The organism is Rhodococcus sp. NPDC055112, from assembly GCF_053607505.1.
Genome location: NZ_JBSGTR010000077.1, coordinates 1 through 22,203 on the forward strand (window position 1 = coordinate 1; position 22,203 = coordinate 22,203).

The following is a 22,203-nucleotide window of genomic DNA, read 5'->3' on the forward strand; positions in this document are numbered from 1 at the left end:
TCCTCGGACTCGTCAACCGCGCACGGGCGGCGCAGCCGCCTATGCCGCTGAGGTCACCCGGTAGACGTCGTAGACGCCCTCGACGTTGCGGACCACGTTGAGCACGTGCCCGAGGTGCTTCGGGTCGCCCATCTCGAAGGTGAAACGGCTGATCGCGACGCGGTCACCCGAGGTGGTCACCGACGCGGACAGGATGTTCACCTTCTCGTCGGCCAGCGCCTTGGTCACATCGGAGAGCAGCCGGTGCCGGTCCAGCGCCTCGATCTGGATCGCGACCAGGAACACCGAGGACGGCGACGGCGCCCACTGCACCTCGATGATCCGCTCGGACTGCTCGCGCAGCGACCCGGCGTTGGTGCAGTCGGTGCGGTGCACGCTCACCGCGCCGCCGCGGGTCACGAAGCCCATGATCTCGTCGCCGGGAACGGGGGTACAGCACTTCGCGAGCTTGGCCACCGTGCCGGAGGCACCCGGCACCAGGACGCCGGCGTCGGTGGTGCGGCGCTGCCGCATCGGGATGGTCGACGGCGTCGACCGCTCGGCCAGCTCCTCCTCGGCAGATTCCACGCCGCCGAGATTCGCGACCAGCCGCTGCACCACGTGCTGGGCGGACACATTGTGCTCGCCGACCGCCGTGTACAGCGCGGACACGTCCACGTAGCGCAGCTCGTGTGCGATGGCCGACATCGACTCGGAGCTGAGCAGGCGCTGCAAGGGCAGGCCGCCGCGGCGGACCTCCTTGGCGATCGCGTCCTTACCCGCCTCGAGGGCCTCCTCGCGGCGCTCCTTGGCGAACCACTGGCGGATCTTCGTCTTCGCCCGTGGCGAGACGACGAAGCCCTGCCAGTCCCGGCTCGGACCGGCGTTGGCGGCCTTGGAGGTGAACACCTCCACGACCTCACCGTTCTCGAGCGTGCGCTCGAGCGCGACGAGCCTGCCGTTCACCCTGGCACCGATGCACCGGTGCCCGACCTCGGTGTGCACCGCGTACGCGAAGTCCACCGGTGTCGAACCGGCTGGCAGCGTCACGACATCACCCTTCGGGGTGAAGACGAAGATCTCCTTGACCGCGAGGTCGTAGCGCAGCGATTCGAGGAACTCCCCCGGGTCCGCGGCCTCGCGCTGCCAGTCGAGCAGCTGCCGCATCCACGCCATGTCGTCGACCTCGGCGGCGTCGCCGGAGTGCCTGCCCTTGGTCTCCTTGTAGCGCCAGTGCGCGGCGATGCCGAACTCCGCGGTGCGGTGCATGTCCCTTGTTCGGATCTGCACCTCCAGCGGCTTGCCCTCCGGGCCGACCACCGTCGTGTGCAGCGACTGGTACACCCCGTACCGGGGCTGCGCGATGTAGTCCTTGAACCGGCCCGCCATCGGCTGCCACAGCGAGTGCACGACGCCGACCGCGGCGTAGCAGTCCCGGATCTCGTCGCACAGGATCCGCACGCCGACCAGGTCGTGGATGTCGTCGAAGTCGCGACCCTTGACGATCATCTTCTGGTAGATCGACCAGTAGTGCTTGGGCCTGCCCTCGACGACGGCGTTGATCCTGGACGCGGCGAGGGTGGCGTTGATCTCCGCCCGCACCTTCGCCAGGTAGGTGTCGCGCGACGGGGCCCGGTCCGCGACGAGGCGCACGATCTCCTCGTACTTCTTCGGGTGCAGGATCGCGAACGAGAGGTCCTCGAGTTCCCACTTGACCGTGGCCATACCGAGTCGATGCGCAAGCGGCGCAATGACTTCCAGGGTCTCCTTGGCTTTGCGCGCCTGCTTCTCGGGAGGCAGGAAGCGCATGGTGCGCATGTTGTGCAGACGGTCCGCGACCTTGATCACCAGCACCCGCGGGTCGCGGGCCATCGCGATGATCATCTTGCGGATGGTCTCGCCCTCAGCCGCGCTGCCGAGCACCACCTTGTCGAGCTTGGTGACGCCGTCGACGAGGTGCGCGACCTCCTCACCGAACTCCTCGGTGAGCTGCTCGAGCGAGTAGCCGGTGTCCTCCACCGTGTCGTGCAGCAGCGCCGCGACGAGCGTCGTGGTGTCCATGCCGAGCTCGGCGAGGATGTTCGCCACCGCCAGCGGATGCGTGATGTAGGGGTCACCGGACTTGCGCTTCTGGCTGGAGTGGCGTTCCTCGGCGACGTCGTAGGCGCGCTGCAGCGGCGCCAGGTTCGCCTTCGGGTACAGCTCCTTGTGCACGCTGACCAGCGGCTCGAGCACCGGTTTGATCGCGGCGTTGCGCTGCCCGGTCATCCGGCGCGCCAGCCGGGCCCGTACCCGCCTGGAGGCCGAGGTGGGGACCGCGGGCGCGACCCCCTCCTGCGGGGCAGCTGGGGTCCCGGTCTCGGACTGCGACCGGTCGAGGTTCTGGGTCATTGCGTCACCTCCCGTGCTGTCGGTCGCCTCAACGGAAACTTTAGTCCTCAGACCCGAAGCAGCGACGTGACCGGGTGGCCCGCGAGCCGCGACCGGCCGCCGAGCGCCTCGATCTCGAGCACCACCGCGATCCCGATCACCTCGGCGCCCGCCGCGGTCAGCAGCTCCGCCGCCGCGGCGAGGGTGCCGCCGGTGGCCAACACGTCGTCGATCACCAGCACCCGACGGCCGGCTAGCTCGATCCCGTCGGCCGGGATCTCCAGGGACGCCGTGCCGTACTCGAGCTGGTACTCCCTGGTGAGCACCGGCGGCGGCAGCTTTCCCGCCTTGCGGACCGCGAGCACGCCCGCCTCGAGCGCCAGTGCCACACCGGCACCGAGGAGGAAGCCCCTTGCGTCGATGCCGGCCACCAGGTCGGCACCGTCGCCGAGCTCGACCAGGGCATCGATGACATCACGAAAGGCCTTGGCGTCGGCGAACACCGGGGTCAGGTCGGCGAAGGTCACGCCCGGCTCCGGAAAGTCCTCGGCCCAGCGGGTCAGTCGGGCCACGTCGTCGGACGCCGTCGTCAATGCAGTCACCGGAGAAGTATCCACCTGTCCATGTTCCATCCCACACCGGAGACCGTCGGGTTCGGCACCGCGGCGTGCAGTCCGTCCGCGAACACCGTGGTCCTCGGCTCGTTGAACAGCGGGATCGACGGCAGCTCGTTCCACAGGATGTTCTCTGCCTCCGTCGACAGGTTCAGCCTGCTGCCCTCCGCCGTGTCCACGGCCAGCTGCTCCGCGATCGCGGTGATACGTCCGTTGCGGTAGCCACCGAAGTTCGTGCCGTTGCCCCCGACCAGCGAGTACATCGGCGGCACCTCGGAGTCGGTGCCCGCGGCGCCCTGCGCGGAGGAGGTGCCGCCGAGGATCGCGTCCAGTCCGCCCGCACCGAGCGCGGTCGGGGTGAACTCCGGCGAGCCGGCATCCTCGACGGTGATGTCGGCCGGGGCGCATGCCTCGGCGATCGCCTTGACGGTGTCGGCACGCCGGGTGTCCGGGGCCAGATAGCCGATCCTGACCGTGATCGGGCCCTGCCCCGAGGCGGTCCTCGCGGCGACGGCGGCGGGCACGTCCGGGTGCAGATACCGGCCGCCCTCGGTCGCGGCGACCGAGGGGTAGATCAACATGTCCGGCTGCACGATCCGCGAACTCAGCACACCGGATCCGAGGCCCGACTGCTTGTCGAAGTCCGGATGCCCGAGCCGATCGAAGAGCTGCTGGCGCGGCACGCACAGGGCGAGCGCCCGGCGCGCATCGGCGGATTCGAACACCCCCGACGTCGCGAGCACCAGCTGCTCGCTGCTGCGGGACGGCGCGGTCACCGAGGAGAACCCCGCACCAGGGGACAGCCCCGGCATCGACCCCGCACCCGCGTCGATCACGTCGACCTCGCCGGACGCGGTCTTGGACTCGAGATCGGTTCCCTTCGGCCACACCACGATCTGCGGGGTGGCAGGCTTGTTGCCCCACCACCGCTCGTTGGCGACCAGCACGAGTCCGCCGTCCGTCGTGAAGGACTCGACCCGGTACGGCCCCGAGGACGGGAACAGGGTGAGGTCGAGCTGATCCGGGACCAGCTTCCAGCCGTTGTTCCAGAACTCGGCCACCCGCTCGAGCGCGGGCACGTCGTTCGACGCGACGGCGCCAACGAGGTCGGGGACCCCCGCGGCCCTCGCCGCCACGTGCGCAGGCATCAGCGCGGTGGCGCCGAACAGCGCCCGCCAGTCGGCGAACGCCCGACCCGGCCGGAACACGACGGTCGCATCCTTGGACCCGGACTGGCAGTCGACCCGGTCGATGTCCGCGTAGCCGGCGTTGTCCGCCGCCCGGAACATCGGGAAGCGACCGCTGCCCGCCGCCCAGGCCAGCACCAGGTCGTCACAGGACGTCGGCACGCCGTCCGAGTACACGGCCTGCGGGTTCAGCTTGACCGCGACGGTGAGTGCGTCGCCCGGCGCCGGGGCCGCGGTGCCGACATCGCCGTCGGACAGCGCGCTGCCCTCCGGCCCGATGTAGCTCAGGCCGGTGAGCACCCGCGAGAACGCTTGCCGCGCACCCGATGCCGCGCCGTCGACCGTGTTCGCGTTGTAGGTGGTCAACACGTTGTCGACGGCGTACCCGATGGACTGGACCTGATCCTCGGCCGTGGAGCAGCCGACGGCCGCCGCCGCGATCATTGCGATCACGCCGGCGGCGCCGACCCTCAAACCGCGGGCCGTGCCAGCCCGTCGTGCGCCGGTACCCATGTCAACGCCTCTTCTTGTCGCGCTTCCCCGTCGGTCGGGCACCGGGCTGCGGGCTCGCCGCGGTGACACGGGACGCGACGGCGGAGGCCTCCGCGGCCGAGGCAGGCGCGGACGGGCTCTCGGACCGGGTCTCGCGGCGGGCGAGCACCTTCTTGGTGTGCGCCGCCACGGGTCCCCAACGCTCCTTGATCGAGACCAGCAGCGGCGTCGCGAAGAAGATCGAGGAGAAGGCGCCGATGATGATGCCGACCAGCTGGACGACGGCAAGGTCCTTGAGCGTGCCGACGCCGAGCAGCCCGACCGCGACGACGAGCAGGCCGATCACCGGCAACACGCTGATGACGGTGGTGTTGATCGAGCGCATCAGCGTCTGGTTGACGGCGAGGTTGGCCTGTTCGGCATAGGTCCGCCTGGTCAGGTGCAGCACCCCGCGGGTGTTCTCCTCCACCTTGTCGAACACCACCACCGTGTCGTACAGCGAGAAGCCGAGAATCGTGAGCAAGCCGATCACCGTGGCAGGCGTGACCTCGAGACCGACCAGCGCGTAGACGCCTGCCGTGACGATCATGTCGAAGAAGAGCGCCACGATCGCGGCGATCGCCATGTCTCGTTCGAACCGGATGCCGATGTAGACGCTCACGATCGCCAGGAACACCAACAACGCGATGAGCGCCTTCTGGGTGATCTGGCTACCCCAGGTCTCGCTCACGTCGGCGACACTGATCGCGTTCTTGCTGGGTGTGCCGTTCTTGTCCTCCGGCTGGAAGGCGTCGTACAGCGCGTCCTGGAGGACAACGACCTCACGCGCGTCGAGCGCCTCCGAGCGGATCTGGAAGGTGGCGCTTGCGCCGGAGCCGACGGTCTGAACGGAGACAGGAGCCTCGCCCATGCTCTCCGTGTAGACCTGCTCGACCTGTTCGCTCGTGACGTTGTCGGCGGCCGGGAACTGGATCCGGGTGCCGCCCTCGAAGTCGATGCCGAGGGTGAACCCGCGAATCAGGATGCTGGCGATCGAGATCAGCAGGATGACGCCGACCAGGCCGTAGTAGAACTTGCGCCTGCCGACGACCTCGAAGGCGCCGGTGCCGGTGTAGAGCCGCGAGAGCAGGCTGTGCCTGGGCAGTTTCGCCTGGTCGGCCGAGGAATCGGACAACGACAGATCTTCAGATGTGCTCACAGTCAGGCCTCCTTCGCCTGCGCGCCGACGCTGGTGCGCGTGGACGCGGCGGTCTTGCGTTCACGGGCGACCTGCTGCACCGCTCCGAGACCGTTGATGCTCGGCTTCGACCAGAAGTCCGACTTCGATGCCAGGTGGACCAGCGGATGGGTCACCAGGAACACGACGACGACGTCGAGGATGGTGGTCAGGCCGAGGGTGAACGCGAAGCCGCGCACCTGGCCGACCGCGAGGACGTACAGCACGGCGGCCGCGATGAAGCTCACCGCGTTTCCGGACAGGATGGTCCGGCGAGCCCGTGCCCAACCGCGCGGCACCGCCGAGCGGAAGCTGCGACCCTCCCTGATCTCGTCCTTGATGCGTTCGAAGTACACGACGAACGAGTCGGCCGTCATGCCGATGCCGATGATCAGACCGGCGATGCCTGCGAGGTCGAGGGTGAAGCCGATGTACCGGCCGAGCAGCACCATGATCGCGTACACCATCACGCCGGACAGCACCAGCGAGAGTGCGGTGAGCACGCCAAGCATCCGGTAGTAGATGAGGCAGTAGAGCAGCACGAGCGCGAGACCGATCGCGCCCGCGATGAGGCCCGCCTGGAGGGAGGCGAGACCAAGAGTCGCCGAGACGGTCTCGGCCTCGGAAGCCTGGAAGGAGAGCGGCAGCGAGCCGTACTTCAGGGTGTTCGCGAGTTCCTTCGCCGACGCCGACGTGAAGTCACCGGTGATGGAGGTGGCGCTGCCCGCGGGCGTGGCGCCCTGGACGACCGGCGCGCTGACGACCTTGGAGTCGAGGGTGAACGCGGCCTGCTTGCCGATGTTCGCGGCGGTGAACTGCGCCCAGGTGGTGCTTCCGCTCGACTTGAAGGTCAGCGAGACCTCGTTGCGCGACTGCTGCGAGTTGAAGGCCGAGCTCGCGTCCGCGATCTCCTGGCCGTCGATGATGCTCGGCCCGAGGAGGTAGACCTGGGTGCCGTCCGTCGAGCAGGCCACCAGCGGCAGCGCCGGATCGTCGTTGCCCTGCAGCGGGTCGCTGGCGTTGCAGTCGAGCGTCGCCATCGCCTGCTGCTGCACCGCCGGGTCCGTGCTCTGCCTGGTCTTCTTCGCCTCGGCGATCTCCGCGGCCGCCTGATCCTCGGTCGCAGGCGCGCCCTGATCCGCTGGCGGTGCTGGGGCCTCGGTCGACGGAGCCGGTGTACCCGGTTCCTGGGCCGGGAAGGGCCGGTTCTGCGGCGCGGGCGCCGGGGCAGGGGTCTCGGCCTTCGGGGCCTTCGCCTGCGCGTTCGAGGACACGGCCGAGCTCTGCACGGGGCGGATGTACAGCCGCGCCGTCTGGCCGAGCGTGCGGGCCTGCGAGCTGTCGTCGCCCGGGACCGTGATCACCAGGTTGTCGCCGTCGATGACCACCTCGGAGCCGGAGACGCCGAGCCCGTTGACTCGGGTCTCGATGATCTCCTGCGCGCGACGCAGGCTGTCCTGGCTCGGCTTACTGCCGTCCGGGGTGCGCGCGGTCAGGGTGACGCGGGTGCCGCCCTGCAGGTCGATGCCGAGCTTCGGCGTCGGGGACTTGTCCCCGGTGAAGAAGACGAGCGCGTACAGCGCAGCGACGATCAGCCCGAAGATCACGAGCGAGCGTGCTGGTCGTACGGCTCCAGTCGAAGGTGCCACGATCCGTAGTTCTCCTAGTACGTGTGTCGTGCGATGGTCGGGGTCGAGGCCCTACACGCGACCGCTGCCGAGCAGGGATCACTCGACAGCGGTCCGGAAGTCAACTCATTCGTTGTCCAAGCGACGCTTGGTCTCCTCGGGAGTCTCCTTGACGGGGGCCTCGATGTCAGGAATTTCGTCGACGATCTCGTCGACGTCGTCCTCCTCGAACTCCTCGTCGTCCTCGACGAGGAGTTCACGGATCACCATGCGCGACCAGGTGGTGACGATTCCGGGCGCGACCTCGAGGTCGACGGTGCCCTCACCGAGTTCGACCACGGTGGCATGCAGCCCGGAGGTGGTGAGTACGCGGTCACCGATGTTGAGCGAGTCCTGCAGTTCTGCAGTCTTCGCCATCTCCTTCTTCTGGCGGCGGATGCCCAGGAACATGGGCACGAGCAGGGCGAGAATCAGGAGCGGAAACAGCAGTTCCATCGTTGAGTTCAGTCCTCGAAGGTCGTCGACGCGCGCAATCCGGAACAGACCGGCGCAGTACTCCAGTGTGCCACTAGTCAAACAAACCTTGCGGCGGTTCGTTGACTCGCACGTCGATGCCGCCCGCCGCGGCCTCTGGCGGCGGGGTCAGACCGAGCTGTTCCCATGCCGCGGCGGTCGCCACCCGACCCCGCGGTGTCCTGGCGATCATCCCCGCACGCACGAGAAACGGCTCGCAGACCTCCTCCACGGTGCCGGGCTCCTCACCGACCGCGACGGCGAGGGTCGACACGCCGACGGGTCCACCGCCGAAGCTGCGCACCAGCGCGCTGAGCACCGACCGGTCGAGACGGTCAAGGCCGAGCTGGTCGACGTCGTACACCGCGAGCGCCGCCCTGGCGATGTCGCGGGTGATCACGCCGTCGGCCCGCACGTCGGCGTAGTCCCGCACCCGGCGCAGCAGCCGGTTCGCGATGCGCGGCGTGCCACGGGAGCGACCCGCGATCTCGGCGCTGGCCTCCTCCCCCAGCTCGACGCCGAGGATGCCGGCGGACCGCAGCAAGATCCGCTGCAACTCCGGCGGATCGTAGAAGTCCATGTGGGCGGTGAAGCCGAAGCGGTCGCGCAGCGGCCCGGTCAGCGCGCCGGAGCGGGTGGTGGCGCCGACCAGTGTGAACGGCGCGACCTCCAGCGGGATCGAAGTCGCACCCGGCCCCTTGCCGACGACGACGTCCACCCGGAAATCCTCCATGGCCAGGTAGAGCATCTCCTCGGCCGGCCGCGCGATCCGGTGGATCTCGTCGATGAACAGCACGTCGCCCTCGACGAGGTTGCTCAGCATGGCGGCCAGGTCGCCCGCCCGCTCGAGCGCAGGACCGGAGGTGAGCCGAAGCGAGGTGCCCAGCTCGGAGGCGATGATCATCGCCATGCTGGTCTTGCCGAGACCGGGAGGGCCCGACATCAGGATGTGGTCGGGGGTGCCGCCGCGCAGCTTGGCGCCGGTCAGCACGAGCTGGAGCTGCTCACGCACCCGCGGCTGGCCGATGAAATCGGTCAGGCTGGTCGGCCGGAGACTGGCCTCGATCTCGCTGTCGGCGGCGACGAAGTTCGCGGTGACCGACGATTCCAGCCCGGCCGGGTCCCCCATGTCCTCGGTCACCGGGTCTTACCCAGCAGGGACAGCGCCGAGCGCAGGGCGGTCGACGTGCTCGCGTCCGGGTCAGCGGCAAGCACGGTGTCGGTGGCCTGTTCTGCGGACTTCGCCGGGAAGCCGAGGCCGACCAGGGCCTCGACGATCTGCTCGCGGACCAGGCCCGGCACCACCGCGGGCGCGCCGGGGTCGGACGTGACGGCGACCGCGTCCACCTTGTCCCGGAGCTCGACGACCATCCGCTCGGCGCCACGCTTGCCGATGCCGGGCACCCGGGTCAGCGCGGTGACGTTTCCCTCGGCGAGCGCCTTGCGCAGCGCCTCCGGCTCGAGGACGGCCAGCGTCGCCATCGCCAGCCGCGGTCCGACCCCGGACACCGTCTGCAGCAGGCCGAACAGATCGCGCGATTCGATGTCGTGGAACCCGTACAGGGTCATCGAGTCCTCGCGGACGATCATCGCCGTGACGAGCCGGACGTCGGTTCCGCGCTGGAGGGTGCCGAGCGTGGCCGGGGTGGCGTTGAGCCGGTAGCCGACCCCCGCCGCCTCGAGCACCACGTGATCGAGCGCGATCTCGAGCACCTCGCCGCGAATGGACGCGATCATGGGGTACCTGCCTTCTTGAGCCGGGTCTTGTTCAGTTCCGCGAGTCTGGCCTCGTAGCGCCGCTTCTGCTCGGCGGCGGCGAGCTCCGCCTGCGCCATCCGCGACAGCATCGGGGCCCGCCAGCAGTGGCAGATCGCCAGCGCGAGCGCGTCGGCGGCGTCGGCGGGCTTCGGCGCGACCGCCAGCCCGAGAATCTTCGTCACCATCGCGGTGACCTGCTTCTTGTCCGCGGCACCGTTGCCCGCGACCGCCGATTTCACCTGACTCGGAGTGTGGAAGCAGACGTCGATACCGCGCCTGGCCGCGGCGAGCGCGACGACGCCACCAGCCTGGGCCGTGCCCATCGCGGTCCGCACGTTGTTCTGCGAGAAGACCCGCTCGACTGCGACGACGGTCGGCTTGTAGAGGTCCAGCCATTCCTCGGCCGCGTTCGAGATGCGCAGCAACCGCTGCGCCAGGTCCATCTCAGGTGGCGTGCGGATGACGTCGACGGCAACCGGGGCGACCGTCCTGCCGCGCCCCGAGTCGACCACCCCGAACCCGCATCGGGTCAGGCCTGGGTCCACCCCGAACACGCGCACGCGATCACCTCTCGTCCCAGCACTACGAACAGCTGTTCGAGATTCTAGCCGCTGTGGGCCGGCCGGCCCGGTGACGACACGGCCGGCCGGCGGTCACCTGTTCGCGCGGATCGCGTCGAGGCCGCGACCTTCCCTCAGTTGGGCGCCGATGGCCTCGATCCGGGAGGCGGACGCCCCCCAGCCCCGGACCTGTTCCTCGTGCACGACCTTGCCGTCGCGACGGACCACGACCGTCCAGGGCAGGCCGAACAGCACCCGCACCCCCACCCACAGCGGCACCAGCAGGAGCAGCAGTAGGAACTCGAGGCCGACCACCAACACCAACAACAGGACCGGCAGCATCAGCACCAGGATGACGATGCCGATGATCGCGCTGATCGGGTCGTCCCCGAGCGTGGTGCCGTCGAACCCGTTTCCCCAGTCGGGAACCTTGGTCCGACGACGCCACGGCAGCCAGCGCCTGCCGATCCGCCACTTCGAGTCGCGGTCGTCGCGAAATCGCACTATCAGGCGTCGAGCTCGGCCAGAACCTCGTCCGAGACGTCGACGTTGGTGTACACGTTCTGCACGTCGTCGGATTCTTCGAGGGCGTCGACGAGCTTGAACACCTTGCGGGCGCCGTCGACGTCGACCGGAACCTCGACCGAGGCCCGGAAGTCCGGGTCGGCCGACTCGTAGTCGATGCCCGCGTCGACGAGTGCGGTCCGGACGGCGATCAGATCGGCGGCCTCGGACACGATCTCGAAGGAGTCGCCGAGGTCGTTGATCTCCTCGGCTCCGGCCTCGAGGACCACCTCGAGGATCTCGTCCTCGCTGCGGCCGTTCTTCTCGAGCACCACGACGCCCTTGCGGGTGAACAGGTACGCAACCGAACCCGGATCGGCGAGGTTGCCGCCGTTGCGCGTCATGGCGGTGCGCACCTCGCCCGCCGCGCGGTTCCTGTTGTCGGTCAGACACTCGACGAGCAGGGCCACACCGTTGGGTCCGTAGCCCTCGTACATGATGGTCTGCCAGTCCGCGCCGCCGGCCTCTTCGCCCGCGCCGCGCTTGCGGGCGCGCTCGATGTTGTCGTTGGGGACGGACGTCTTCTTCGCCTTCTGGATGGCGTCGTACAGGGTCGGGTTACCCGCGGGGTCACCACCACCGGTCCGCGCCGCCACCTCGATGTTCTTGATCAGCTTCGCGAAGGATTTGCCGCGCTTTGCGTCGATCGCAGCCTTCTTGTGCTTGGTGGTGGCCCATTTGGAGTGGCCGCTCATGCGTAGTTCCCTCTTCCCGTTCGTAGATGCGCACGCGACAGCGGAGCACGCTGCAGCGGGGAGCACACAGTAGCGCCAGTTTACGCGCGGGCGACCGCGACTTCCCGCACCATGTCGACAAACAGCTGATGGACGCGCCTGTCGCCGGTCACCTCGGGGTGGAATGAGGTCGCGAGAACGTTGCCCTCACGGACCGCGACGACCCGTCCCGCGGCCGGGCCCTCGGGCACCGTGGCCAGCACCTCGACGCCCGGTCCGACCCGCTCCACCCAGGGCGCGCGGATGAAGACTGCCCGCATCGGGGCGCCCTCGATACCGGCGAAGTCGAGGTCCTCCTCGAAGGAGTCGACCTGGCGACCGAAGGCGTTGCGCCGCACGGTGATGTCGATTCCGCTCAGGCACTGGGCATCCGGGCGGGTGTCGAGCACCTCGCCCGCCAACAGGATCATGCCCGCGCAGGAGCCGTAGGCAGGCATGCCGTCGCGCAGCCGGGCGCGCAGCGGTTCGAGCAGTTCGAACACCGTGAGCAGACGGCTCATCGTGGTGGACTCGCCGCCCGGGATGACGAGACCGTCCACCGCTTCGAGCTCGGAGACCCGGCGCACGCCGATGCCGCGGGCACCCGACGCCTCCAGCGCCGCAAGGTGTTCGCGCACATCTCCCTGCAGCGCCAGCACGCCGATGGTGGGTGTCATGGTGGCCGATGCCCGTTCGATCATGTCGACGCTCACTGCGGGACCGCCACGAGGATGAGCTCCTGCGCAGGGACGTCACCCTCGAGCGGGATCGGGTGGACGGTGTCGGTGGTCCAGCGCAGCGCGCCGTCTACCTCGATCTGCGCTCGCACGGCGAGGCGCGCCCTTGGGTCGATGGCGTCGCGGTAGGCGGCGAGCTCGAACGGCACCGGCACGCCGGTGGCGTCCTCGATGCGCTGCTCGGCGAGCAGGGTCGCCGGAGCGTCTGCCAGCGAGATGTCCTCGAGGCGAACGGTCACGACGGCGTTCTCGGGGAATGCGATCCGCTCGCGGTACGAGACGTTCCCGGTGACGGTGAGCGTGTCGTCCACGCTGTCGGCATGTGCGGTCTCGGGTGTCGATCCGATCGACACCGCCACGGCCGCGACGACCGCGATCAGTGCCGCCGCACCGAGGGTCAGTTCCAGAATTCGTCTCGTCTGCACAGGTCGAGGATACGGATGGTCAGAACGGTGGGGGCTGGTGGCGGTGGCGTTCGCCCAGGATCGCGAGGTGTTCGGCGTGGTGGGTGCGGAGTTGTGCGCACCGCGCGAGGTGGCCGGGGTCGGTGATGGTGGCCAGCTCCGGGAGCGTCGGGGGTAGGTCCGTGGGCTGCATGTGGGTTTCCCACCAGGTCGGTTCGTAGATCCCGAGGTCGGGTGGTTCGGGCGGTGCCAGGCTCGGTGGTGCCGGGCGTGGCGGGGTTGGTCGGGGTGCGGGTTTCTTGGTGCGGGCGCTGGGTCGCTGTTCGACCGGGAGCGGCACGGTGACGCCGATGGTGCCGTGCGCACCGATCCAGACGATGACGTCGCCCTCGAGCCGGACGACGCGGAACAGTCGGTCGGTCTTGGCCTGGTGGTGTCGGGTGCAGGCGGGTTCACCGTTGCTTTCCACGGTCCAGCCGCCTGCGTGGGGGTTGTCGGGGTCGAATTCGACGATGTGGTCGAACTGGCAATCGCGGGCCTTGACGGTGCAACCGGGGAAAGTGCAGGTGTCGTACTTGTCGAAGACGGCGGCGCGGACGGCGTTGCTGGGCCGGTAGGTCAGGGCGCCGCGGGGCGGATGGTCGTAGCCGCCGTGCCCGTCGGGGAACTGCCCGTCGAGCACGCCAGGGTTCGCGGCGATCGCGTCGAGGATGTCGGTGATCCGCGGCTCGCGCGGGGCCGCGTCAGGTTGCTGCGGAGCCGATGCCAACAGGTCTTGCCGAGGCGGCAACTGCCCGGAAGGCCTGCGGCGCAGTCGATAGCGGGTGGGAACGCCGGGTGGTGAGGTCAGGGCAGAGCTGTCCCCTGAACCATTGCAGTTCGCTTGTTCTCGTGATTCGACGCCGGTGCCGTCGGCTGGATCAGCGGCAACTTCGGTCCGTTCGGGGCCATCGGGCGGTTCGGGGTCATCGGGTTCGGGTGCGTCGTTGGCATTGTCCGCATTTCGTTGGGCATCGAGGCGCCGGGCATCGGTGATCACCGCTTGCCACGTCGCATCACCCGCCAGGAGCCTCGCCAACTCCGGATCGATGGGTCCATGGCCTTCGAGGTGGCTGGGGTTGTCGGCCAGCCGCAGCAGCGTGTCGAGGTCGATATGGATATGCACCTCAGGCTTCGGCCGCTCGGGTCGGGGTAGGTGCGCCGTCGGGCACACCTCACGTCCGCATTGGCAATGCAGATAGCTCTCGCCGTGCACCAGGGCCATGAACGCATCCGTCCGCAAGGCATCGACCGTTCGCGGGTCCTCCCGACACACCGTGTCCGCCATCTCCTGGATGAGACTGTCGAGGGTCCGACCCTCCGCCGCCGTCAACGTCGCATACACCTGCGCCATGCCATGCACATCCGCGGTCACCGACACCCGCCGAGAATGCCGCTCCCGCCGCCTACGCAGTTCCTCCGCCTCAGCCGGGTTGATGCGGATCAACTCCCGCATCACCTCCGCCGTCAACTTCCGCGGCGTCAAATACAAAGCCGCATCAGCCAAATGACCTTCCATCAGGGAGAGCGTCACATCGGAGATCTCCGCAACAGCATCGACGATCGCGAACACCCGCGGAAAGTCCACCCGACCCGACACGAACACCGCACGAATGAGCGGCAACCGCAGATCCAGCGCATTGCCCACCGCCACAAACCGTTCCGCAGTGAACGCACTCACACCCAACGCCAGCGCGGTCTCCATCTCCGCGGACCGCCCCGCCCGATAGGCAAACTCCTCCCCGAACAAATCCACTTCGGATGCGAACTGCCGCCGCGCAAACGCCGCCGCAGTCAACACTTTGTGCGCCGCCGCGATGTTCTCCGCCCGTGCATACCCCTGCAGCGCAGCCAGTGCGTCTGTCCCGTTCTCGAAGTCCACGACGGGTTCGGCGCAGGCACCCTCACCCGCCACGCCACCTCGAAACCCCCCGGAATCGAACATGTGTACTAGTTTACGCGCGGCCACCGACACGCACCGGCGAACCTACAACTCCAGCCCAGGAGTGACCGCGAGGGATTCGAGCTGGTCGAGCGTCAACTGAACTGCCGGAAGTTGAGCGGACGATGAGACCAAAACCTGCGTACCGGAGGGCCGCGTCACCATCACCGAACGAACCTCGTCAAGACTGAGCGGGTCACCAGGATCACTCCGCTCAGGCGAGGGGAGCTTCTCTACTCGCTGAACCACCGATCCATCCGGCAGGGTCTTGGTTGATTTCCGCAGCCCTTTTACAGTCCGTTCGGTAGCGGCTGCATCGGTCGGCAACTCCACGCCGCCCGTGATCGATATGTCCAGACGACTCATGGAGCCTGCGATATCCGCTGTCAGCACCTCGCACGCACCCAGATTGTCAAAATCCGATAGTTGGAGCGATCCAACGGGGCGATCGAGAGTTGCGATTCCCGCGAACTCCGTCTGCCATTGCTCGTCGAGCGAGCGGTTGAGACGATCAATGGTCGCTCGGTCGATTTCGGGGCCGTCCCCACTCATGCCAGCCGAACAGGCCTCCGGGGGAGCTGGCGCACCCTCCGGGATAGGCGCCGTCACACGCAGACCAGGTGCCGTCACAATGGTGGTGAGCTCGTCGATGGCCAACGGAACCCTTTCGCCGTAGGCCTTCTCGGCATCCCCCTCCCTCATGCCGAATCCCGACTGAGCCTGGATGGTCGTGCCATCGGGAAGGTACGCAGTGACGGTTCTGGCCGGGTTGCCGATACCGCCGAATTCGACCCGCTGTTCCCGGTAGTCGACAACCGTTCCGTCGGCACGCTTGATCCGGCGGTCGATATGTCCAGCGAAACAAGGCGGCACCGGCTCGGCCGAATGACGAATCTCAACCGAGAGCGAACTGGATGTTGCACCCCGCGTCAACGTGCCCGCCGCCCTGGTCCAACCACTGATTCCGTCCGCTGGTTCCACATCAGGTGAATCGGGTCGGTGCCAGTCCAGAATCGGCTCGAAGAGAAGCGACTCCGACGGTGCTCCGAATTCCACCTCCACTCCCGTTGGAAGTGCATCCTTCAGCGCCACCGACATCGCAGTGGCCTTGGGTCCAGAGAACCACGGGTACCTCGGATTCTCGTAGCCATCCGACCTGCCGACGGCAGCAAAGTTGCTGCGCCTGACTTTCTGACTGCGAGATGACGCGATCGCATCCCGGGATCTGTGCCGAGTACTCCTCACGGCCAACGTCGTTCACCAGCCCGGCCACCACCACCCCGACCGCGACCACGGCCCCGATCACCACGACATCGACGCCGACTCCCCCGCCACGCCTGCCCACAGGTACCCCCCCGACCGCGAGCACGTCCCGCGATGTCCCTTTCGTCGCAATCGCCGCCGACGTTACCCACGGCGGGCGTTGAGCCGGGCGGCCTGGCGCGTCAGGTGCTCGCGCTCGGCGAGGTTGGGCGCCTTCAGCGCCGCCTCGGCGTACAGCCGTGCCGCCGTAGCCAGGTCGCCGTCCCGCTCATGGAGGTACGCCGCCACCGCCGTGTGGCGGGGCAGCGAGTCATCCAGCGCCGCGAGCGCCGCAAGGCCGGCGCGCGGTCCGTCGGCCTCGCAGACGGCCACCGCGCGGTTGAGCCGGACGACCGGGCTGTCGGTCAGGCGATCGAGTTCGTCATACCACTCGACGATCTGCACCCAGTCGGTCTCCTCGGCGGTCGCCGCGTCGGCGTGGAGTGCCGCGATGGCGGCCTGAGCCTGGAACTCACCGAGCCGGTCGCGGGCGAGGGCCGCCTGCAGGATGCCGATGCCCTCGGCGATCGCCCCGGTGTCCCACCGGCCGCGGTCCTGCTCGACGAGCGGCACCAGGCTGCCGTCGGCCGCGGTCCGCGCGGCGCGCCGGGCGTGGTGGAGCAGCATCAGGGCGAGCAGCCCCGCCACCTCGGGGTGGTCGATCGCGCCCGCGAGCTGCCGGGTGAGCCGGATGGCCTCGGCGGCGAGGTCGACGTCACCCGAGTAGCCCTCGTTGAAGACCAGGTAGAGGACGCGCAGCACGGTCGCGACGTCGCCGGGCTGGTCGAACCGCACGCCTGAGACGGTGCGCTTGGCCCGGCTGATGCGCTGCGCCATTGTCGCCTCGGGCACCAGATATGCCTGGGCGATCTGGCGGGTGGTCAGCCCACCGACGGCGCGCAGCGTGAGCGCGACCGCGGACGACGGCGTCAGCGACGGGTGGGCGCAAAGAAAGTAGAGCTGGAGCGTGTCGTCCACCGCGGGAACGGAATCGGGCGCCCGCTCCTCATCGACGAGGTCCTCACGCCTGCGCCGGGCCGAATTCGCCTTGGTCGCATCGAGGAACTTGCGCCAGGCCACGGTGACCAGCCAGCCCTTCGGGTCCCGCGGCGGGTCGGCCGGCCAGACGCGGACCGCCTCCACCAGCGCGTCCTGCACGGCGTCCTCGGCCGCCGCGAAATCTGCTCCGCGGCGGACGAGGACCCCGAGGACGTGTGGCGTGAGGCTCCGGATCAGGACCTCGTCCACAGGAGAGGTCACTCCGTGATGGTGGGCGGCGCGGTCAGGAACGGGCGCAGCTCGAGCCACTCGTGGATCGGCTTCCCGCCCGCACCGGGGGCGGCCGACAGTTCCCCGGCCAGTTCGACGGCGCGCTCGTAGCTGTCGACGTCGATCACCATCCAACCGGCGATGAGGTCCTTGGTCTCGGCGAACGGGCCATCGGTGACCGGCGGGCGCCCCTCGCCGTCGTACCGGACGAACGTCCCCTCGGCGGCGAGCGCCTGACCGTCGACGAACTCCCCTGTCCCCTCGAGCCGGTCCGCGAAGTCCTGCATGTACTGCACGTGGGCCGAGATCTCCTCCGGCGTCCACTGGTCCATGGGGACGTCGTTCACCGCAGCCGGGGCGCCGCGGTAGTGCTTGAGCAACAGGTACTTGGCCATCGTCTTCTCCTCGGTGCCGGTGCGACCCATTGTGGTCGCACTCACCACAGGGACGAAGCAAGTCACGGGTTCTCGACATCGCCGTCCGAGTCTTCTGGATCTCGTGGGTCACTGCGTCGGCCGAAGACCGGACCGGCCGACACAAGATATGAATCCGGCGGGCGAACCGACGCCATCACGGGCGGCCGAACTAATCGAAAAGCGCGACCGAATTCCGAATTCAGTCGATACCACGAATTTGCTTCCCGAAAGAACACCGCTAGCATTCGAAAACGAAGGGGAGTAGTTCACTCTGGACATCCCGACACGGGTCGGGCAGAGGCGGATGGTCGACATGCTGGCGCCAGCGCGCGCCCGGTCATCCACCGAACAGTGCACACGAAAGCTGTTCGGCGAGCGAGACCTTCGGTCCAACACCACCGTTGGCCGAAGACTCTCTCTTTCGGATCGAGCGAGTCCGCGGCCGTTGACCCGAAGGCCTGAGACCCATTTCACCGAATTCGACAAGAATAGATACACCCGACATTCCGACCTACCGCGGCGTGTTGCCGCGATCACTGGGAATCACTGCCGTATTCATTCTTCCCGCGCTCGCACTCCGACTATCGGGCATGCACCCGAATCCGATAGCGGCGCTGCTGATCTACGGCGCCGCGGTGGTGGCGGCGAGCTTCCTGCTCGCCTGGGCGGCCGAGGCCGCACAGATCGACGTCTCCGGCGGCCTGGCGATCGCCGTCCTCGCCCTGATCGCGGTACTCCCCGAGTATGCGGTCGACCTCTACTACGCCTACGCCGCCGGACACGACCCCACCTACGCGCAGTACGCGGCGGCCAACATGACCGGCTCGAACAGGCTGCTGATGGGCGTCGGCTGGCCCCTCGTGGTGCTGATCTCGATCGCCGTCGCGAAAAAGCTCACCGGCAAACCGGTCTCGGCGTCGGCCCTCGCGCCCAGCAATCGCGTGGAGCTCGGGTTCCTCCTCGTCGCGGGCGTCGCGGCATTCGTCATCCCGGCGACGGGTCAGATCCACCTCGTATTCGGTGTCGCCCTGCTCGCCTGGTTCGGCTTCTACCTCTACAGACTGTCCGGCGGCGAGGTCGAGGAACCCGAGCTGATCGGAACCGCCGCCGCGATCGGCGCACTGCCGGACCGGGCGCGCCGGACGACGGTGATCGCGATGTTCGTCGTCGCGGCCGCGATCATCATCGCCTGCGCGGAACCCTTCGCGAACAGCCTCATCAACTCCGGCACGGAACTCGGCGTGGACCAGTTCCTCCTCGTGCAGTGGCTCGCCCCACTCGCATCCGAGGCGCCCGAGTTCATCATCGCGATCATCTTCGCCGCACGTGGCAAGGGCACGGCCGCGATCGCGATGCTGATCTCGTCGAAGGTCAACCAATGGACCCTGCTGGTGGGATCGCTACCGCTGGCCCATCTCGCCGGGGGCGGTGGCCCCGCCCTGATGCTCGACGCGCGCCAGGTCGAGGAGATGCTGCTGACCGCGACCCAGACGATGATGGGGGTCGCCCTGATCCTTGCCCTGCGGTTCCACCGGAGGGCCGCGTGGGCTCTGCTGGCGCTGTTCGTCATCCAGTTCGCGATCACCTCGACCCAGGGGCGGATGATGCTGTGCGGTGTCTACGCCGTCGTGGCGCTGGTCGCGCTGGCGATCAACCGCAGGCACCTCGGTCCCACCCTCGCCGCGCCGTTCACCCGCAACGGCAGGGTGCACGGCTGACCTGCGGCGTCCACGCCGCATCAAGAGCGCGGCCGATGACATAAGGGAAGCGTCAAGACCGCTGGTACACAGACGATCCGGGACCACACTCGCTCGGTGACCACCGCACTGCTCATCCGGGCACCCCGCACCGGACGACCCCAGCGAAAGACCGATCGACACAAGCTCTCGGTCTCCACCGGCCTGGCCGGCCTCTCCCTCGACGCCATGGCATCGGTGTCCTACGGCCCCGAGGCGATCGTTCTCGTCCTCGCGGTCGCGGGCGGCGCCGGGCTCGGCTTCACGCTGCCCGTCACCCTCGCCATCGCCGCGCTGCTCGCGGTGCTCGTCGCGTCATACCGCCAACTCATCGCGGCCTTCCCGAACGGTGGCGGCGCGTACGCCGTGGCCCGCGCCCGGCTGGGTCACCGCACCGGGCTCGTCGCCGCGGCCTCCCTGGTGATCGACTACATCCTCAACGTCGCGGTCTCCATCGCCGCGGGCGTCGCCGCCCTCACCTCCGCATTCCCCTCCCTGCTCCCCCACACCGTCTGGATCTGCCTGGCCGTCCTGACCGGGATCACGGCACTGAACCTGCGCGGGATCGCGGACAGCGCCAGGGCGTTCATGATCCCGACCGCGGTCTTCGTGCTCAGCATCTTCACCGTGATCATCGCCGGCCTGCTTCGCTCGGAACCACTGGGCGTCACCGAAGGCACCGCCGTCGCCGCCAACGTCCAGACGGTCGGGGTCCTGTTGCTGCTCAAGGCGTTCTCCAGCGGATGTGCCGCCCTCACCGGTGTGGAGGCCATCGCGAACGCGGTGCCCAGCTTCCGTGAACCCCGCGTCAAGAACGCGCAGCGCGCCGAGGTCGCACTCGGAATCCTGCTCGGCACCATGCTGATCGGACTCGCGGTCCTCATCGGCAAGTTCGCGCTGCACCCGGTGGAGGGGACCACGGTGCTCTCTCAGCTCACCGAGGCCTCTCTCGGACACGGGATCGGTTACTACGTGGTGCAATTCGCGACGGTGGTTCTGCTCGCCCTCGCCGCGAACACCTCCTACGGCGGCCTGCCGACGCTGATGCGCCTGCTCGCCGACGACAACTGCCTGCCGCACCGGTTCGCGCTGTGTTCCGCCCGCGAGGTCTACCGGTACGGAGTCCTCACCCTCGGACTGTTCGCCGCCGTGCTGCTGATCGGTTCGCGGGGCAGCATGAACGCCCTGGTTCCGCTGTTCGCCATCGGGGTGTTCGTCGGGTTCACCATCGCCCAGGTCGGTTTGGTCCGGCACTGGGTGCTGACCCGTGCCCCGGGCTGGCGGTGGCGCGCAAGCCTCAACGGATTCGGTGCCGCGCTGACCGCCGTCGCGGCACTCGTGACCACCGCGATGAAGTTCACCGAGGGCGCGTGGCTCATCGTGGTGGCCCTGCCCCTGATCGTGTTTCTGATGGAGCGGGTGCGGGCGGCCTACGCGGCCATCGGCGACCGATTGCACCTCGGCGAGGTGCCCGCCGCGCCCGCGGCGCAGGGCACCGTCGTCGTCGTTCCGGTGGCCGAGGTCTCCGAGCTGAGCCGTGAGGCGATCTGTGCCGGACTGTCCATGGGCAGAGACGTCGTCGCGGTCCGGGTGTGCCCGAGCGGCGAGTCGCCGCGGGCCTTCACCAAGGCGTGGGATGCGTGGCACCCGGGGGTCAACCTGGTCCTGCTCGACGGGGCCGAGGACGGACTCGCGCCGACCTTGGTCCGGTACATCAACACCCAGCTCGCCGCGCGACGGGTGGTCGTGGTGATCGGCGAGGTGGAGCCGGGCTCCGCGTGGCAGCGGATACTGCCGAACCACAGGGGCGACGAGCTGGATCGCGCGCTGCGCCGCGACACCAACGCCCTCGTCTGCCGTATCCGACTGCGGGTGGGCCGATCAGTCCCGCAGCAAGCGGGTCAGCCCCTCCTGGACGACCGCCGCGACCAGGTTCCCGCCACGGTCGAAGATCCGGCCCTGGGTCAGCGCCCGGCCGAACCCCGCCGACGGTGAGGACTGGTCGTAGAGCAGCCACTCGTCGGCCCGGAAGGGCCGCATGAACCACAGCGCGTGGTCGAGCGAGGCCTGCTGGATGTCCTCGTCGGGATGCGGCACCTTCGCCGAACCGAGCAACGTCATGTCGCTCATGTAGGCGAGGGTGCAGACGTGGAAGACGGGGTCCTCGGGCAGCGTGCGGCGGTACCGGAACCAGACCTGCTGCTGCGCGGGCACACCCCTACGCCGAGTCACCTTGTCCTCGGGCACGAATCGCAGATCCCAGTCGGCCCACTCCCGGAACTCCCACGACAGTTCCTCGCTCATCATCTCCGAGGTGTCGGGCAGGTCCTCCGGGTTCGGGACCGGGGGCATCTCGTCCTCGTGCTCGATTCCGATGTCGCCCACGTGGAACGACGCGGACATGGTGAAGATCGCCTGACCGTCCTGGACCCCGGTGACCCGGCGGGTGCAGAACGACCGCCCGTCCCTGATCCGGTCGACGAGGAAGACGGTGGGAATGGTCGGGTTTCCCGGCCGCAGGAAGTAACCGTGCAGCGAGTGCACGCGGTACTGCTCGTCGACCGTGCGGACCGCGGAGACCAGGGCCTGGCCGGCCACCTGACCGCCGAACGTCCTGGTCAGCATCGTGTCCGCGACGATGCCGCGGAAGATGTCCTTCTCCAGCCGTTCGAGTTCCAGGATCTCTTCGATGGACGACATGGCGTACCCCTTTCGAACCGGTGCTCACGCTAGCAACGACGCGGCCCCGCATCAGGGATGCGGG

At 68.6% G+C, this 22,203-nt stretch carries 20 protein-coding genes; 2 read left to right on the forward strand and 18 right to left on the reverse strand.

The window, feature by feature from the left end; genetic code table 11:
• Positions 1-39 precede the first annotated feature (39 nt).
• From ACWFRB_RS23940 to ACWFRB_RS24020, 17 genes are all read right to left on the reverse strand, one after another.
• The gene (locus tag ACWFRB_RS23940; RefSeq protein ID WP_452643731.1) at positions 40-2,370 is read right to left on the reverse strand and encodes a RelA/SpoT family protein; all 2,331 of its coding nucleotides are present in this window, start codon (positions 2,368-2,370) and stop codon (positions 40-42) included.
• Between the two features lie 47 nt (positions 2,371-2,417).
• Positions 2,418-2,981, reverse strand: a complete 564-nt coding sequence (locus tag ACWFRB_RS23945; protein ID WP_452643732.1) for an adenine phosphoribosyltransferase — start codon at positions 2,979-2,981, stop codon at positions 2,418-2,420.
• Positions 2,948-4,663, reverse strand: a complete 1,716-nt coding sequence (locus ACWFRB_RS23950; RefSeq protein ID WP_452643733.1) for an ABC transporter substrate-binding protein — start codon at positions 4,661-4,663, stop codon at positions 2,948-2,950. The genes ACWFRB_RS23945 and ACWFRB_RS23950 overlap by 34 nt, the downstream gene beginning before the upstream one ends.
• 1 nt (position 4,664) lies before the next feature.
• Positions 4,665-5,840 (reverse strand): protein translocase subunit SecF, encoded by a 1,176-nt coding sequence (gene secF / locus ACWFRB_RS23955; RefSeq protein ID WP_452643734.1) that lies wholly within the window; start codon positions 5,838-5,840, stop codon positions 4,665-4,667.
• Positions 5,841-5,842: 2 nt separating this feature from the next.
• Entirely contained in the window at positions 5,843-7,507 is a 1,665-nt protein-coding gene (gene secD / locus ACWFRB_RS23960) for a protein translocase subunit SecD (RefSeq protein WP_452643735.1), read from the reverse strand.
• Positions 7,508-7,612: 105 nt separating this feature from the next.
• The gene (yajC, locus tag ACWFRB_RS23965) at positions 7,613-7,981 is read right to left on the reverse strand and encodes a preprotein translocase subunit YajC (RefSeq protein ID WP_452643736.1); all 369 of its coding nucleotides are present in this window, start codon (positions 7,979-7,981) and stop codon (positions 7,613-7,615) included.
• Between the two features lie 73 nt (positions 7,982-8,054).
• The gene (gene ruvB / locus ACWFRB_RS23970) at positions 8,055-9,128 is read right to left on the reverse strand and encodes a Holliday junction branch migration DNA helicase RuvB (protein ID WP_452643746.1); all 1,074 of its coding nucleotides are present in this window, start codon (positions 9,126-9,128) and stop codon (positions 8,055-8,057) included.
• A gap of 8 nt (positions 9,129-9,136) precedes the next feature.
• Positions 9,137-9,736 carry a Holliday junction branch migration protein RuvA gene (gene ruvA / locus ACWFRB_RS23975; protein ID WP_452643737.1) on the reverse strand — a complete coding sequence of 200 codons (600 nt, stop codon included), beginning with the start codon at positions 9,734-9,736 and terminating at the stop codon, positions 9,137-9,139.
• Positions 9,733-10,317 (reverse strand): crossover junction endodeoxyribonuclease RuvC, encoded by a 585-nt coding sequence (gene ruvC / locus ACWFRB_RS23980; RefSeq protein ID WP_452643738.1) that lies wholly within the window; start codon positions 10,315-10,317, stop codon positions 9,733-9,735. The genes ruvA and ruvC overlap by 4 nt, the downstream gene beginning before the upstream one ends.
• A 93-nt stretch (positions 10,318-10,410) precedes the next feature.
• Complete coding sequence (locus ACWFRB_RS23985) at positions 10,411-10,821, reverse strand: hypothetical protein (RefSeq protein WP_452643739.1); 411 nt, start codon at positions 10,819-10,821, stop codon at positions 10,411-10,413.
• Between the two features lie 2 nt (positions 10,822-10,823).
• Positions 10,824-11,576, reverse strand: coding sequence for a YebC/PmpR family DNA-binding transcriptional regulator (locus tag ACWFRB_RS23990; RefSeq protein WP_452643740.1), 753 nt, complete (start codon positions 11,574-11,576; stop codon positions 10,824-10,826).
• An 80-nt stretch (positions 11,577-11,656) separates the two neighbouring features.
• On the reverse strand, positions 11,657-12,271 hold the full coding sequence (gene pdxT / locus ACWFRB_RS23995; protein WP_097209996.1) for a pyridoxal 5'-phosphate synthase glutaminase subunit PdxT: 615 nt from the start codon (positions 12,269-12,271) through the stop codon (positions 11,657-11,659).
• Positions 12,272-12,303: 32 nt separating this feature from the next.
• A complete protein-coding gene (locus ACWFRB_RS24000) occupies positions 12,304-12,756 on the reverse strand; it encodes a YbaY family lipoprotein (RefSeq protein ID WP_452643741.1) in 453 nt (150 codons plus the stop codon).
• A gap of 19 nt (positions 12,757-12,775) precedes the next feature.
• Entirely contained in the window at positions 12,776-14,719 is a 1,944-nt protein-coding gene (locus ACWFRB_RS24005) for a DUF222 domain-containing protein (protein ID WP_452643742.1), read from the reverse strand.
• A gap of 42 nt (positions 14,720-14,761) precedes the next feature.
• Complete coding sequence (locus ACWFRB_RS24010; RefSeq protein WP_452643743.1) at positions 14,762-15,814, reverse strand: hypothetical protein; 1,053 nt, start codon at positions 15,812-15,814, stop codon at positions 14,762-14,764.
• A 309-nt stretch (positions 15,815-16,123) separates the two neighbouring features.
• Positions 16,124-17,266, reverse strand: coding sequence for an RNA polymerase sigma factor (locus ACWFRB_RS24015; RefSeq protein ID WP_452643747.1), 1,143 nt, complete (start codon positions 17,264-17,266; stop codon positions 16,124-16,126).
• Positions 17,267-17,274: 8 nt separating this feature from the next.
• Positions 17,275-17,682, reverse strand: a complete 408-nt coding sequence (locus ACWFRB_RS24020) for a YciI family protein (protein WP_452643748.1) — start codon at positions 17,680-17,682, stop codon at positions 17,275-17,277.
• Positions 17,683-18,293: 611 nt separating this feature from the next.
• On the opposite strand from ACWFRB_RS24020, the gene ACWFRB_RS24025 reads away from it, so the two are divergent.
• Positions 18,294-19,421, forward strand: coding sequence for a sodium:proton exchanger (locus ACWFRB_RS24025; protein WP_452643744.1), 1,128 nt, complete (start codon positions 18,294-18,296; stop codon positions 19,419-19,421).
• A gap of 207 nt (positions 19,422-19,628) precedes the next feature.
• On the forward strand, positions 19,629-21,434 hold the full coding sequence (locus ACWFRB_RS24030) for an APC family permease (RefSeq protein WP_452643749.1): 1,806 nt from the start codon (positions 19,629-19,631) through the stop codon (positions 21,432-21,434).
• Here ACWFRB_RS24030 and ACWFRB_RS24035 read toward each other — a convergent pair.
• Positions 21,321-22,139 (reverse strand): acyl-CoA thioesterase, encoded by an 819-nt coding sequence (locus ACWFRB_RS24035; protein ID WP_452643745.1) that lies wholly within the window; start codon positions 22,137-22,139, stop codon positions 21,321-21,323. The genes ACWFRB_RS24030 and ACWFRB_RS24035 overlap by 114 nt on opposite strands.
• Positions 22,140-22,203: the final 64 nt, after the last annotated feature.

Bases quoted from the DNA above. Each gene is read 5' to 3' on its own strand.
- ruvA (WP_452643737.1), bottom strand. From the start codon at position 9,736: ATGATCGCGTCCATTCGCGGCGAGGTGCTCGAGATCGCGCTCGATCAC.
- ACWFRB_RS24020 (WP_452643748.1), bottom strand. From the start codon at position 17,682: ATGGCCAAGTACCTGTTGCTCAAGCACTACCGCGGCGCCCCGGCTGCG.
- ACWFRB_RS24025 (WP_452643744.1), top strand. From the start codon at position 18,294: ATGCACCCGAATCCGATAGCGGCGCTGCTGATCTACGGCGCCGCGGTG.
- ACWFRB_RS23940 (WP_452643731.1), bottom strand. From the start codon at position 2,370: ATGACCCAGAACCTCGACCGGTCGCAGTCCGAGACCGGGACCCCAGCT.
- ACWFRB_RS24035 (WP_452643745.1), bottom strand. From the start codon at position 22,139: ATGTCGTCCATCGAAGAGATCCTGGAACTCGAACGGCTGGAGAAGGAC.
- pdxT (WP_097209996.1), bottom strand. From the start codon at position 12,271: ATGACACCCACCATCGGCGTGCTGGCGCTGCAGGGAGATGTGCGCGAA.
- ACWFRB_RS24030 (WP_452643749.1), top strand. From the start codon at position 19,629: ATGGCATCGGTGTCCTACGGCCCCGAGGCGATCGTTCTCGTCCTCGCG.
- ruvB (WP_452643746.1), bottom strand. From the start codon at position 9,128: ATGGGGGACCCGGCCGGGCTGGAATCGTCGGTCACCGCGAACTTCGTC.
- ACWFRB_RS23945 (WP_452643732.1), bottom strand. From the start codon at position 2,981: ATGGAACATGGACAGGTGGATACTTCTCCGGTGACTGCATTGACGACG.
- ACWFRB_RS24010 (WP_452643743.1), bottom strand. From the start codon at position 15,814: ATGTCGGTGGCGCTGAAGGATGCACTTCCAACGGGAGTGGAGGTGGAA.
- ACWFRB_RS23990 (WP_452643740.1), bottom strand. From the start codon at position 11,576: ATGAGCGGCCACTCCAAATGGGCCACCACCAAGCACAAGAAGGCTGCG.
- ACWFRB_RS24005 (WP_452643742.1), bottom strand. From the start codon at position 14,719: ATGTTCGATTCCGGGGGGTTTCGAGGTGGCGTGGCGGGTGAGGGTGCC.
- ACWFRB_RS23950 (WP_452643733.1), bottom strand. From the start codon at position 4,663: ATGGGTACCGGCGCACGACGGGCTGGCACGGCCCGCGGTTTGAGGGTC.
- yajC (WP_452643736.1), bottom strand. From the start codon at position 7,981: ATGGAACTGCTGTTTCCGCTCCTGATTCTCGCCCTGCTCGTGCCCATG.